The organism is Pseudomonas sp. NFACC10-1, assembly GCF_900119195.1.
Classification (GTDB): Bacteria; Pseudomonadota; Gammaproteobacteria; order Pseudomonadales; family Pseudomonadaceae; genus Aquipseudomonas; species Aquipseudomonas cerasi.
This window is the reverse complement of record NZ_FPJB01000001.1, coordinates 23,943-38,510: the sequence shown is the minus strand read 5'-3', so window position 1 is coordinate 38,510 and position 14,568 is coordinate 23,943. Positions and strand designations below refer to the sequence as shown.

Genomic DNA, 14,568 nt, shown 5'->3' with positions numbered 1-14,568 from the left:
AAATTGGGGGGCTGAGAGGCGAGAAAGCGCGCGGGGGTATTTTTACTACCCACCACGCGCCGGTAAGCGGTCAGGCGGTCAGGCGGTCAACGGCTCGGTCGAGCGCTCGATAGCACCTGCAAGCGTCTCGACGCTGGGATACTCAAAGAGCAGATTCAGCGACAGACGACTGCCGAATTGCTTGCTCAGCCGCGACATGATCCGCATGCCGGCCAGCGAATGCCCGCCGATGGAGAAGAAGTCTTCGTTTCTACCCACTTCCGGCACATTGAGGATTTGCGCCCAGACCTCGGCAATGGATTTTTCCAGAGCCGTCGACGGTCGCTCGCTGGTGACTCTTGCACGGCCGTTTTGAGTCGCCAGTTCAAGCAATGCACGCTTGTCGACTTTGCCGCTCGCATTGACCGGCAGTTGCTCGATCACATGCACTTCGGAAGGCACCATGTAGTCGGGGAGGCGATCCCTTAGCGCTACACGAATCTGTTGTTCATCCAGTGCAATGGTCCCGTCCAGACTGACAAAGGCAACGAGTTGCTTATCAAGATTCAGTGTGCGCAGAATCAGCGAGCACGCCGTGACACCAGGCAATTGACGTATCGCCTGCTCAACCTCACCAGGCTCTATGCGCAAGCCACGGATCTTGATCTGGCTGTCACTGCGCCCCAGAAACTCGATACCGCGGCTCTGGGTCCAGCGCGCCAGGTCACCGGTGCGGAAGAGAGTTTTGCCGGGGAACCTCTTCAGTGTCACAAAACGCTCCTGGCTCAGTTCCGGACGCTTGAGGTAGGCGCCGGTGATACCTGTGCCGCCGATAAATAACTCTCCTGGAACACCTGGCTCGGCAAGCTGCCCGAAAACATCCACGATGTAGGCATCGGCCTGTGCAATTGGCCATCCGATCAGAGGCTTGTCAGTCACTTGTTCGACTTTGTCCATGCTGTAGGCAGTGGTAAACACCGTACCTTCAGTAGGGCCGTACCCGATGGTGAGCGTCCCGGTGGACTGTGCCAGAAAACTGCGCATGCTTTGCGGTGAAACAACGTCACCGCCGGTCACTACATGTCTGACGCCAGCCATCGCATGAGGATACTGATCGACCATTTCCTGGAACAATGCGGACGTCAGCCAGAGTACGCTGACCTGCTGGCTTTCCAGTGTGTGTGCCAGGTCATCCAGCCCGCCGGCTTCTCCAGGCTGAACCACCAACTGCGCGCCGTTCAGCAAGGCACCCCAAATTTCAAAGGTCGATGCATCGAAGGCGAGGGGCGCGAAAAACAGGAAGCGGTCGTCACCATTGATATCGATATAGTCCGTCCCCTTGACCAGACTCACGACCGCGCGGTGGGTACTGGCAGTGGCTTTCGGAGTGCCTGTGGAACCCGATGTGAACATGTAATAGCAGTGAGCATCGGCGCTGACGACAGGCTTGACCAGTGGCGACACGCGCAGGTCATCCTGCTCAGTCAACAATTGCCCGATCAACAGCGTTGAGGTTGCATCACGTAGAGGCGGAGCACTCTCATCGATCAGTGCCCACTTGACGTCCGCCTCTTCCAGCAGCCAGTCACGACGCTCGGCAGGCGACGCACAGTCGATCGAGAGGTAGCACGCACCGGCTTTGAGTACGCCCAAGAGCGCTGCAACCTGCCACTCGGAGCGCATCATGCAGATACCGACGACATCACCGGGCTGCACATCCTTGCGAAGCAATATGTCGGCAATTTTGTCGGCGGACTCATTGAGCTGAGCGTACGTCAGCACTGCCTCCCCGCACCGCACAGCGATGGCTTCGGGCTGTGTAGCCGCAAATGCCTCGACGATGGCGTGCAGGGACGTTTCAGGGTAGGTCGAAGCAAGCCCCTCACACTGTGCCTGAATGGCAGCCTGGTGCTGGGCCGACAGGCTTTGTGCCAACGTCTCGTCAAGTGACTCACCGGCCTTTTCCAGCAGCTGGACATAATGCCCGGCCATTGATGTCGCTGTTTCCTGAGTGAACAGGTCAGCGGCATAGCCGAGTGACAACGAAGCCTTTGTGCCGGAACGGTCCAGGACGAATTCGATGGGCGGATGCAGACTGCCCGAAGCACTTCCCTGCTCTGCACGCGCGGACAGGCCGTTGCAGAATACCGACTGTATTAATGACTGTGGCGCTCTTCCCGATGCCGCAACACTGTCATCGAGCGCTTTTTCCAGGCTCTGTGCGGAAGATGCGTGCCACTGACGAGCCTGCTCGCAGTGCTGTTGTGTGCGCAGGAAGACATCGGCAAATGTATCGTGCGCAGTGAGCGTCAGCTTGAGTGGCAACGGTGTGGCAAGACGCTGTCCATCGGCAGCGGTACCCAGACCAGCCACGACGGTTTGATGCCCGCCATAACGTGCCATGACAATGGCATAGATAGAAAAAAGCGCTACTTCAGGTTCAATGCGGCGCTGTTCACACGCTTGAAACAGGCGTGCAAGGCTTTCATCCGACAATGGGATTTCATGACGCACAAGTGGCCCGCTGACAACGCGATTAAGCGCATGGTCAGCCAGAAGACCCGAGGCTTCGAGGTCGAGAGATTGTTTCCAGAACTCTACGCCAGGACTGACAGAAGTACCGCCTGCGGCAAGGACAGCAGACTTGCGTACATTGGCGAGGCTTTCTGCCGGTTGCTCGAGCCAGGCGCTTGCCAGGTGGAGGAAATCATCCATAAGCGCTACGACATCTGCCTCTTTGGCGACAGCGGTGGAGTACTCAAGCATGAAACGACCGCCAGCGGCCGGGTTAACCTCGTCATCGAAAACGCAAATGACATTGAGGTCGAATTTCGCAGAACCGTTTGCCAAGCCCTCCACCACCTCGACATCAATGTCCGCAAAGTCCAGGGTGCGGGACATGGAGTTATGAAAACTGAAAGCAACCTGAATGTAAGGTAACTGCTGAGTTAAACGCTCCGGGCTCAGATCGGCAACCATGGTGGAAAACGGCACATGCGACTGCAAACAGGCCGTGCGGATTTCTTCTTTCACGGCTGCCAGTAGAGGTGCCCAGGGCGTGTTCGCGTCAATGTCGATGCGCAGCGGCAACATGTTGACCAGCATACCGATGGTGTTTTCGATACCCGGCAGGTCGCGGTTGGCGACGGCGGTACCGATCAGTTGTTGCGTCTGACCCGAACGCGCCGCTACTACACAGGCAAACAGTGAAAACATAGTCTCGAACAGGGTGGATTTATTCTTCGAGCCATACGCCTGAAGTGCGCTGATCAACCCACCGGGCAACGGTACCGACACGGAACTGCCGACAAAATCCAACGCCGCTTGCCCACCCTTCGGTGCAGGAAACGGCGAATGCGTGTAGGCAGGCCAGGTTTCAAGACGACCGTACCAGAAGTCTCGGCCTTGACGACCTTGAGCCGAATCCAGCCAGTCGCGCTCCCATTGGCAGTAATCGATAAACTGGATCACCGGCTCAAGGGGCTCTTGATTAACACGGCCCTTTTGTTCGTTGTAAAAATGATTGAGCTCTTTGAGAAACAGCCGAAATGACCAGCCGTCATGAATGAGGTGGTGTTCGATGTGCAGCAATGAGTGGAATTGGTCACTGAATTTGAACAGCACCCATCGAATCAGCGGAAGTTTCGCCACTTGGATTTTCTGGGCTATTTCAGCTTTTATAATAGAATTCATGTAGGTCTGCCGTACCGCTTCACTGCTGGCAGACAGGTCAACGATCGGGATGTTCACGGGCCAGGCGTCCTGAATAGTTTGCCGTGGCTCCCCGTCAACCTCATCGAAAACAGTGGAGAGTGACTGATGACGCTCAACCACCATACTCAGCGCCAGTTCAAGCGCGTTGATATCAAGGTCGCCGCGAATATTCAGCATGGCCTGAAAATTATAAGCGATACTTTCTGGTACTAACGTCTCAAGAAACCAGGCCTGTTCCTGAGACATGGAGAGTGGCCCTTCCGTACCGGTTATATGCTGTACGCCGGCCCGCTTAGCGAGATCTTGAGAGCGTGACGGTGCGGTATTATTTTTCTCAAAACTGTTCATGACGGCCTCAGGTAACATATTAATCAGGTGACATCAACCTCGTAAAAAAACCGATGCAAGAGATTTTGTTAACGACGATTGACTTCTTTCAAAAAAAACACATACACCCTGTAACCGTCTACCTGTGAAAAATAACAGCTTACGCAGCCCCCCCAACCTTCCTAGTCTATATAACGCCCTAATAACAACGCATTGCAGAGCACAACCTGTCGAGGTAAACGATGCAAACCGTCCAAAGATTTCACTGTAACGATGCACTCAAATTTGAACTCATGCGTCTTTACAAAAAGAATAACTGGCGATGGCTACTGGGTTGGTCGGGGGATATTATTGTCATTGCTTCCGCTGTCGCACTCACCCAATGGTCGTTGTATGCTTATCCCCTCAGCGTGCTAATTATCGGTTCAAGGCAACGCGCACTCGCCTCCCTTGTTCATGAAGCAGCCCATTTAACCCTGACTCAAAGCCGTTCCCTAAGTTATGCCATTGGCCACTATCTAACCGGCTTACCCATCTTTCAGGATTACGAAGCTTATCGACATTCGCACGTGCACCTGCATCACCATCATCTCGGTGACGCCGACAAAGACCCGGACTACCGTTACTATATCGATTCTGGACTGCAGGCGACCGTAGATCGGTTTGACTTCATGTTTAACCATCTGCTTAAAACCGTGCTGCTCCTGAATATATTCAGCTACCTGCGTTACCTTGTCATTCATCGGTTGGGCGCACTGTTCAAGTCCCCTCGCAAAGCGCTGACCCTCATCGCAGTACACGCTGTTTTATTCTCGTTGTTCTACGCCACCACAGGCCTGTACGGTTACCTGATGTTCTGGCTCGTTCCTTACCTCACGGCTTTTCAGGTCATCGGTTGGCTGTCAGAGGTTTCTGAACATTTTGGATTGTTCGGCAAGGAACGGGAGGCCTTGCGTATCACCCGCAACCGTTTCCCCTCCTGGTGGGAGAGGCTGTTTATCGGCATGCATGGAGACAACCTGCATCTCACTCATCACTTGTTTGCAGGCATCCCCTACTGGAATCTGTACAAGGCGCACTGCGTTCTTTTGCAGGACCCGAGCTATGCTGCAGTCAATCAGGTCAAGGGTGGCATCATCTCGGGTCGTCGCGACAGGCAATCGGTCATACGCCAGATACTGAACATTTATCGCCTGCAAAACAAACGTCATTCTCAGCACAACACTGCGCATCAGGCGCGGTACGAGCAGTCGACGCGCGAAGGTACGCAGGCAACAACAGGCGATAACCGGTAGCCGTCGCGTTCCACTGCAGGTTGTCAATAAGTATTCCGATCGAACCCGCGCTGTATCGGAATCGCGCACAAAGAGCCGAGGCTCACTCAACGCTTTAATGGCCTTTGCGACCTGCCACTCAGGGCGGTCGTCAAGGCTAGCACCGTCCCTTACAAAATGCCCATCTTGGTCAGTTGTATGCAAGCCTGAAGTTTGGTTCGGACACCCAACTTCGAGATCACATTGGAAATGTGAAAATCCACGGTTCTTTTGGATATATTTAGAATGACGGCAATTTCATTACAGGTCTTGCCTATTGCCGTCCAGATGTACACTTCCTTTTCACGGTCCGTGATAGTGAAGTTTTCGTCCGATTCATTCAAGCCCATGACCAGGCCCGTCAACTTATGATGAAACTCACGAACCAGCGACTTCACCTCCGTCGCAAGACTGTACTCGCCTTGCGCATTCCCTGTTCCGGCTTCTTTATTTGCAAACCGAAGTAAACTGAATGCCTTCTCTTCGCCGAGGTAGAACGCCGTCATCCCGTCAGAGGTGGTACCGGCGTCGATCATTTCGCCACGGTCATTTGATGATATAGGCCTGTTCAGTAACCCGGTAAATAGTGGCTGAGAGCAAGCAACGCCCCGAACCGTATCCGCTACGTCCTGCCGCTCCGCACAATGACTGTTCTTTTCCCCTGCCTCCGGACCGCTGACCAGAACAAAGCCATGTTGCTGTAAGGCTGGCGTGTGATGATAAAAAAAATAGGCATAGTGATGAACACCCCGCTCACTTGCACTCTGTTCGAACTCCCATTCCAGCTTTTGTCTGCCGGTGCTTTTTTCATGGCCAAACATATCGCTGCGCAATGAAAGTGCCATCATCCTACTCCATGAACCATTTGAAATGGCTACTTCTCAAGTGAGAAGCCCATGCAATTCATGATAACTACGCCCCACCCTTCACGCAACTTAAGTAACTCTCAGACTTTGAATACCGGCACTTTGCCTGCACACTGATACTCACTGTGCGCGATTATAGTATTTCTTACGACATCTTATTAAGCCGCACACTAACAGCTCCACCCCACAGAACAATACCTTGATAGTTCTGATAGGCGTCTCATAAAAACTTTAACTCTATCACCCTAAAAACTCTATTCTTCGCCCCTTCTCTCATCCCGCTGTCCCCCTTTTACAGGGCAAGGCAACCTTGACCTGACACAAGCCGATCAATAAAAGCAGCCGCGCGTTGCGAAACGTTCGGCACAGAGCGAAGACACTTCACCAAGAAGAGGCTGGATAACCTCATGTGTGTCTTAATGTGAAAATAGCGAATTGCCCACCTTCCCCGCCATCTTCTCCGGCTTGATTAGAAACCGTGCCAGCGCGGGCAGCAGCCACAGTGCGCCGAACATGTTCCACAGCAGCATGAAGGTCAGCATCAGGCCCATGTCGGCCTGAAACTTGATTGCCGAGAAGATCCAGGTGCACACGCCAATGGCCAGGCACAGACCAGTAAACAGCACGGCCTTGCCGGTGGACTTAAGGGTTTCGTAATAGGCTTGCTGCAGCGGCAGACCGGCGCGCAGGAAGCTTTCCAGGCGGCTGTAGATGTAAATGCCGTAATCGACACCAATCCCCACTCCCAGCGCCACAACCGGCAGGGTCGCGACCTTGACGCCGATGCCCATGAACGCCATCAGCGCGTTGCCCAGCACCGAGGTCAGCACCAGCGGCAGGACGATGCACAGGGTCGCGGCCCATGAGCGGAAAGTGATCATGCACATGGCTGCCACGCAGAGGTAGACCAGCACCAGAATGACCAGCTCGGACTGCTTGATGACCTCGTTGGTCGCGGCCTCGATCCCGGCATTGCCTGCGGCCAGCAGGAACTGCAGGTCCGGCGTGTCGTTCTCCTTGGCGAAATCCTGCACGGCATGTACGGCACGGTCCAGGGTTTCGGCTTTATGGTCGTTGAGGAACACCAGCAGGGGCGCCAGCGAACAGGTGTTGTTGTACAGGCCGTCGGCGCGGGCAATGGAGTTGTTCAGCACATCCTTGTTACGCGACAGGCTCTCCCATTTCAGGTTGCCCTCGTTCATGCCCTTGATCATCTGTCTCGACACCGTCACCAGCGAAATGGCCGACTGCACGCCCTGGGTGTTTTCCATCTTCCAGGCCAGTTCGTTGATCGCTGACATTGTCGGATAGGCCGAGCAACCTTCTGGTGGCGTCTTGACCATCACCACCAGCACGTCCGAACTGGTGGAGTAATGACTGATAATGAACGCGTTGTCCTTGTTGTAGCGTGAATCGGGACGCAGCTCCGGCGCGCCCTGGTCCAGGTCGCCGATCTTCAGGTTCTGGCTGTACCAGAGCCCGCCACCGAAGGCGAGCAGCGCCAGCACAATGGAGACCGGCGCAACCTTTGGGCTGGCAAAGTTGGACAGCAAGCGCCAGAACGGATGCTCGGAGACCGCATCCTGCTTGCTGCGATTGATCGCACGCTTGCTGATGCCCACGTAGGAAATCGCCACCGGCAGCAGGATCAGGTTGGTGAACACGATCACCGCCACACCAATGGACGCCCCGATGGCCAGCTCGCGAATCACCCCGATGTCGATAATCAGCAGCGTGATAAAGCCGACCGCATCGGCCAGAATCGCGATCATGCCCGGCAGAAACAGCTGACGAAACGTCCGCCTTGCAGCGGTCAGGGCGTTGTCGGCCTCGCTGGATTGCAAGGCGATACCGTTGATTTTCTGCACACCATGGGAAATGCCGATGGCAAAGATCAGGAACGGCACCAGCATCGAGTACGGGTCAATACCGAACCCCACGACGTGCATCAGCCCAAGTTGCCAGATCACCGCAATCAACGTGGTGATCAGCACGGCGATGGTGCTGCGAAGACAGCGGGTGAACCAGATCAGCAGCACCAGCGTGATCAGAAAGGCGATGCCAAAGAACATTACCACCATGAACAGGCCGTCAATGAGGTCGCCGACTTTCTTGGCGAAGCCGACGATGTGAATCCTGATGTTTGGGTTTTGCGCCTGATACTTGTCGCGGATCTTCTCTTCAAGCTGGTGCGAGAACTGCTGATAGTCCAGCGCCAGCAACTTGCCCTGGTCTGCCGGATCCGGGTAGGACTCCTGCAACGGCACATCAATGATGCTGGATTTGAAATCGTTGGCCACCAACCGCCCGACCTGTCCGGACTTGAGTATGTTGTTGCGCAACAGATCCAGACTCTCATCCGAACCGTTGTAACTCTGCGGAATCACTTCGCCTCCGGCAAAGCCCTCCTCCGTCACTTCGGTCCAGCGTACGCTCGGGCTCCACAGCGATTTCAGGCCAGAACGGTCAACGCCAGGAATGTAGAACACCTCGTCGCTGATCTGACGCAGCGTCTCCATGTACGGTTTGGAAAAGATGTCACCCTCCTTGGCCTCTACCGAGATACGAACGGTGTTACCCAGATTCGCCAGATCGTTGCGGTGTTCCATCATGTTCTGGATGAACGGATGGGACAGCGGAATCATCTTCTCGAAACTGGTGGAAGGCCGCACCTGCGTGGCCTGCCAGAACAGAAAGAGGCTGGCCAGCAGGCAGAGGATGATGACTGCCGGGCGATGGTTGAAAATCAGGCGTTCGAGGAAGGTTGCCTTTTCATCCGGATCTTGCGCGTGCTGGTGCGTGTTCATGCCTGAATATCCCCGCCCTGAAAGGTCTTATTGTTGGGTGGTATCGGCGCCCGTCGGCGAGGTGAGGCGAACGCCGCCCTGCCCGACCAAAATCAGATTGCCTTGAGAATTGCCAGTGACCCCGGCCAGCGAGATGCGATCAGGTCGATTGAAGACCGCGAATGTTTCACCGTCGTCGGTGCTGCGCATGACACTGCCGCCATTGCCGACCAGCACCAGCGAGCCATCGGCCAGCAGCGTGGCACTTGCCAGCCCGAACTCGATCGGCCCGCGCGCACCCTTAAGTTCGACGGGCTGCCAGCTGTCACCAAAATCGCTGGAGCGAAACAGATTGCCGCGCAGACCATAGGCCAGCAGCGTGGACGGCTGTGCCGTGCCGATCACACCGAATAACGAGCCTTGATACGGGCCGTCGATTTTCTCCCAGGTCTGCCCCTCGTCGCGGGAGCGAAACATGCTGCCCGCTTCGCCGACGATGAACAGGCCGGCGTCCTTGACCTGAGTGATGCCGTTCAAGTGGTACTGGTCTTCGTTGTCCAGCCGGTCGCTGACATCTTCCCAGTGCTGCCCGCCATCGGCCGTGCTCAGCAGCAGGCCGTAGGCACCGATGGCCAAACCGTTGTCGAGATCCTTGAACCAGACATCCAGCAGCGGAGCCTCGCGCTTCAAGTCCTCGAACTGCTTGCTCCAGCTCTTGCCGCCATCGCTGCTGGCCAGTACCTGCGCGTCGTGACCGACCGCCCAACCGTGCTGTTCATCCACAAAAAACACGGCCGTCAACAACTGCCGGGTAGGCACACGAGCCTGACTCCAGGTCTTGCCCTGATCATCGGAAAGCAGAATATGCCCATGGTCACCCACCGCGACCAGCCGCGCACCCGCATGGGCGACGTCCAGCAACAACGTGCGAGAGGCTTTGGTCGACTCGATGGCATAAACAGGAGCGTCTGCAGCAACGGCAGTGGCTAGCGCCTCGGAACCGGCCATGGCTGGCAGCGCAAACAGGGATGACGCAACGACAGCCAGGGACATGCCCGCGCATAACCGGGTGCGACGATGGAAAGACTCACGCATGGACTTTTCCGCTCTTATTATTATCAGGTGGCTGTTATCGGGTGTGGGTGCCGGACAACTCGTATCGATGTCGACGCCCGCAGCGCTATGGCGTTACCTGTCTGGAAGCTCAGCCATCCTAGGCAGCTTTGCAAATGCCTGACAATCGACATGTCGTTATCTTTTGTTAAGCGCGCTGAATGTGATTGATGGATCATCACGACGGTTGATCGCGCAGACTGCCCAGACGCCGGTCAGCGAATGCTTCTGCGCCGCAAGGCCGCTGGTTTGAAGGCGTTCACGCTGGGTACCGGCTGAGAGAAGTCACTGGTGCCAGGCTCTTGATTGTCGAGGTTCTGTACGTGATAACGCCGGGCCTGCAGGTCATGGAAGACGTCCAGAGCAGACCAGGTCGTCGGCAGTTCGTAATAGTTTTTCAGGTACGCCATGGAGACGCGCCACAACTGCCCCCGGGCATCGTACTGATCGACGACTGCGGCCTGCCAACTGTCCTCGTCCAGGTACAGCGTGCGTCTTGAATAGACATGGCGCGCGGTCGGTTTGAGCGTGCCCTCCACCACCCATACACGATGTAGTTCATGGCGCGTATAGGCCGGGTTGAGATGACCCACCTGCAATAATTGCCGATAGGTAATGTCGGGGCTGGAAATGCGGTAGTTGTTGTAGGGAATATAAATCTCGCGTTTGCCCAGTAACCTCCAGTCGTAACGATCCGGCGAGCCATTGAACATGTCGGTGTCGTCAGCCGTGCGCAAGCCTTCAGAGGCCGGGATCGGCATGTCGTAAGCCAGACTCGGCGCGCGGCGCACCCGACGTTGCCGCGCACTGTAGGTCCACGCCTGCCGCGGCTCCTGTATCTGGTCCAGTGTTTCATGGACCAACACGGCAGAACCGGCCATACGCGTCGGGCACTGGGTAAACGACAGGTAATAGAACAGCACGTTATCCAGACTGGCAAAGCTGCCCGCAGGATCATAGAAGCGAAACAGCACTTCCTGACGCGACGTGTTCAGCTTGAAACTGCCGTCGCGCTGTATCGCAACTTCCGAAGTGCGTCGCACCGCATAGTGGCCGCGATACCGGGCAATGTGGTTCCACACGGCCTGAATGCCCTTTTCCGGAAGCGGAAATGGAATGCCGCCGTAGGCATCGACAAAACCATTGCCACCGCCGATCAATCGGGCTTTCTGCGCATTGCGGCGGGTGTTGTCGTACACCCATTGCGGCGCCGATCCGGAACGTCGCGTGGGGTATACCGGCATCCGGTAGCTGTCGGGGTAGGTTTCGAACATCGCCACCTGCCCAGGCGTCAGGCGCGTGCGATAGTGCTGCATATTGGCGTGAGTGATGGTGAACAGGGGCTTGTCAGCGGTATACGGGTCGACATGCCGAGTGCCCGAGCCCTTGTATCCGGGCGGGGGCTGGGTGATTCCGCCCGTCCAGGGCGGAATGGTCCCCGTGGCATTACCTGCCATCTCGCCTCCCAGCGGGGTCAAACGACTCCCGAGCAACGTGGTATCGACTGCCTGGCAGGTGTTGATCGCGAACAGCAGCGTCAGCGCGCCGCCCAGCAGTTGTTTCATGAGCATGTGGGCTCTCCTTGCATGGCCACGTCGGGACGCATGTATGGCGTCCTGGCCTGTAATAGTTCTGCTATAAACAGCGTTTTGTCGGGGCGACACCGGTTATTGACGCGCGGCCAATAAACAGTTGTTTGACAGGCAGACCGAGTGACCCACGTATTCTTCCCGCGAACAGTTTGTCTATCGGGTATACGTCCGTAGGAAACTTCACAAAATAAAAAAGAATGAACAACACGCTGTTAAACATTCATGAAGCAGGCACCCGGAATGGCCCACAGTAATGCAACGTGAATGCCAACAGGCAATAAAGAACAGATCACAACTTATATAAGGTACAGATCTGAAACGTCGTGCTCCCGCGTTATGACCAGAATTAAAAACAACGACACCGCCTGTTTGATTGTCAGACAGCACACTAACAAGGCCGCTCGTTAGGGCGGCTTATTGGCGGGTATATGAACGTGTGGTAACAAAAAGAGTGTTACGTGCTTCAAGCCAGTAACACCGGGTGACGACAGGCAGCGCTCAGTCGATAACCACGTGTGGCAGGAAGCGGCTGGTGTCCTTGGTGATCAGGCTGTCGTCTTCACGAATACCGATCCCTGACGCAAGATCGCCGATGATCCAGGAGCCGATCAGCGTGTAGCTGTCGCCAAATCGCGGAAGCGGCGAGTACGCCTGCAGAATGTAGGGCGCATCGGTATAAGGCCCATCGACCGAGATGACCTGATCGCCGGGCGTACGCATTTCAATATTGGCACCCTCACGGGAAAAGTAGGGTTTGCGCACCCAGCCTTTGGGGACCGCTTTGCTCGGCTCGTGGTCGACATGCGCAGGCAGCAGGTTCGGATGACCTTCGTTGAACTGCCACAACAACGGCAAAATCCCCTTGTTGCTGAGAATCGCCTTCCACGCGGGTTCGACAAACTGAGTGCCGCTGGCTGACACGTGCTGGCCGAATTCCTCGTGAAAGATATGCTCCCACGCGTGCAGTTTGAACAAGCGCTCGATCCAGCGCCCGTCCAGATCGACAAAACGCCCATCAGCGCCGAGGCCGATGTCTTCGATATCGATATGCCTCGCATCGATGCCGACGTGTGCTGCCATACGCCGCAGGAAATCGGTAGTGCCCCGGTCTTCGATGGAACCGGACATCGCCGAAAAGTAGAACGGACTCGTGCCGGAAAACTCGGCAAAGGCCCGAACCAGATCCTCAGCAATCGAGTTGAACTGGGTGGCATGCGCAGGCAACACGCCGCGCGCCATCTGCTCTTCCAGCCAGAGCAGTTGCACCGCCCCGGCTTCCATCAGACTGGTCGGCGTATCGGCATTGATTTCGTACATCTTTGCCGGGCCTGTACCGTCGTAGGCAAAATCGAAGCGCCCGTACAGATGCGGGTGTCCCTCCTTCCACGAGGTCTGGATCAGGTCGAAGAACGCTTCCGGAATCGCCAGTTGATGGAGCAGCGCTTCGCTGTCCACCACGCGCGCCACGGCGTCCATGCACAGCTGGTGAAGTTCCCGGGTGGGCGCTTCAAGATCGCGGGTAATCTGCTGTTCGCTGAACAGGTAATACCCGCGCTCGTCCCAGTAACGCTCGCCGTCGATAGTGTGAAAGTTGAAGCCTTCACGTTCGGCGGTCGTGCGCCAGTCCGGACGTTCCTCGATGCTGATCTTTTTCATGCCGCGAACCGTCAGCCTCCGAAACTGCTGCTGCCACTGCTGCTCTTGCCGCCCCAGCCACTGCGTGCCGAAGCCTGGCTGCCGAAGCCGCCGCGCGAGATGGTCGATGACACCGAAGACGAGCCGGACCCAGAGCTGCCCAGATTGCGCCCCAGGGTGCTCCTGCCGTAGCTGCGATCCGGGCTGGATTGCGCCTGGGTGGAACGGCCGAAGGTCTTGCCGCGATCGATCTGACTGGGCAGCGACGAGCTGTAATAACCGCCTCGATCATCGCGCGTCTGGTAGATGGGCTGCGAGTAATAGCGGTTATTGCCGAAGCCGTTGCTGAGCAGATTGCCGATCAGCAGCCCGGCCATCAGCCCGGTGGTGCCACTCATGCCTGCCGGAGCAGACTGGTTGACTTCCTGATTGGCACGGTCCAGTGCCTCTTTCGGCACTTGCCCGGAAAAGCCCAGTTCGAAGCCGCCGAGCTTGGGCATGTACTTGCCGTCAGAGGTGACCTGGCAATAATCCGGTACGAAGTCCGCGTCGCAGGACGCCTTGTCATCATAGGTCGGCGCAATGCGGCGATGATCGGACAGCGCCTGCATGTAGGCATCCGAACAGATATTCACCGGCACCTTGGCATCGACGCATTCCTGCACCGAACTGAAGTTGGCCTTGGCGTTGACGGTGTCCTTTTTCTCGGACGGGCCACACCCGGCAAGGGCCAGCGGCAGTGCACCGGCGAGTACCAGTTTTACTGAACTACGTCTCATCGTGAGTCTCCTTGTTCAAGGCTGCCGTCAGACCGACGGGGTCATGCAGGCGGCATTGAGAAGACCGACGCTGATCGCGACGCTGGCCGAATAGATGGCTGCTGCCATTTCGCCCTTGGCGATGCGTGTCGACAGGCCCTTGAGCACCAGACTGGTAACGCCGAACGCCAGCAGCTGCACAATGGCGGCAATCACCACCCAGACGATCACGTCCAGAATGCTGATGCTGTAGCTGATGATGTTACTGGCCGGCAGCGCGAAACCGATCAGCGAACCACCCAACGCCAGCGCGGCGGCACTGTTGTTCTCGCGAATCAGCGCAAACTCCTTGTGTGGGGTGATCCGGCTGTAGATGAACTGGAACAGCGCGAACAGGATGACCGCCACCAGAATGTACAGGACGAAGCCAAACACGGCCGTGGCATTGAGCGACATACGCAGCGCGTCGATCATGAGGATTTCCT

The 14,568-nt window shown here is 56.5% G+C and carries 9 protein-coding genes; 1 reads left to right on the top strand and 8 read right to left on the bottom strand.

Annotated elements, in window-relative coordinates; translation table 11 throughout:
* Positions 1-78 precede the first annotated feature (78 nt).
* Complete coding sequence (locus BT119_RS00155) at positions 79-3,939, bottom strand: non-ribosomal peptide synthetase (RefSeq protein WP_054081174.1); 3,861 nt, start codon at positions 3,937-3,939, stop codon at positions 79-81.
* Between the two features lie 323 nt (positions 3,940-4,262).
* On the opposite strand from BT119_RS00155, the gene BT119_RS00150 reads away from it, so the two are divergent.
* Entirely contained in the window at positions 4,263-5,315 is a 1,053-nt protein-coding gene (locus tag BT119_RS00150) for a fatty acid desaturase family protein (protein WP_032609993.1), read from the top strand.
* Between the two features lie 149 nt (positions 5,316-5,464).
* Here BT119_RS00150 and BT119_RS00145 read toward each other — a convergent pair whose 3' ends face one another.
* The 7 genes from BT119_RS00145 to BT119_RS00115 form a co-directional block, all read right to left on the bottom strand.
* On the bottom strand, positions 5,465-6,178 hold the full coding sequence (locus BT119_RS00145) for a LuxR C-terminal-related transcriptional regulator (protein WP_058396652.1): 714 nt from the start codon (positions 6,176-6,178) through the stop codon (positions 5,465-5,467).
* 437 nt (positions 6,179-6,615) lie between these two features.
* The gene (locus BT119_RS00140; RefSeq protein ID WP_072364397.1) at positions 6,616-9,006 is read right to left on the bottom strand and encodes an efflux RND transporter permease subunit; all 2,391 of its coding nucleotides are present in this window, start codon (positions 9,004-9,006) and stop codon (positions 6,616-6,618) included.
* Between the two features lie 27 nt (positions 9,007-9,033).
* On the bottom strand, positions 9,034-10,080 hold the full coding sequence (locus BT119_RS00135; RefSeq protein ID WP_032609994.1) for a YCF48-related protein: 1,047 nt from the start codon (positions 10,078-10,080) through the stop codon (positions 9,034-9,036).
* Between the two features lie 233 nt (positions 10,081-10,313).
* Positions 10,314-11,669, bottom strand: a complete 1,356-nt coding sequence (locus BT119_RS00130) for a DUF1329 domain-containing protein (protein WP_072364395.1) — start codon at positions 11,667-11,669, stop codon at positions 10,314-10,316.
* Between the two features lie 519 nt (positions 11,670-12,188).
* Positions 12,189-13,346 (bottom strand): glutathionylspermidine synthase family protein, encoded by a 1,158-nt coding sequence (locus BT119_RS00125; protein WP_072364393.1) that lies wholly within the window; start codon positions 13,344-13,346, stop codon positions 12,189-12,191.
* Between the two features lie 11 nt (positions 13,347-13,357).
* Positions 13,358-14,104 carry a DUF1190 domain-containing protein gene (locus tag BT119_RS00120; RefSeq protein ID WP_004414143.1) on the bottom strand — a complete coding sequence of 249 codons (747 nt, stop codon included), beginning with the start codon at positions 14,102-14,104 and terminating at the stop codon, positions 13,358-13,360.
* 27 nt (positions 14,105-14,131) lie between these two features.
* Positions 14,132-14,557 carry a DUF350 domain-containing protein gene (locus BT119_RS00115; RefSeq protein WP_003368477.1) on the bottom strand — a complete coding sequence of 142 codons (426 nt, stop codon included), beginning with the start codon at positions 14,555-14,557 and terminating at the stop codon, positions 14,132-14,134.
* Positions 14,558-14,568 lie beyond the last annotated feature (11 nt).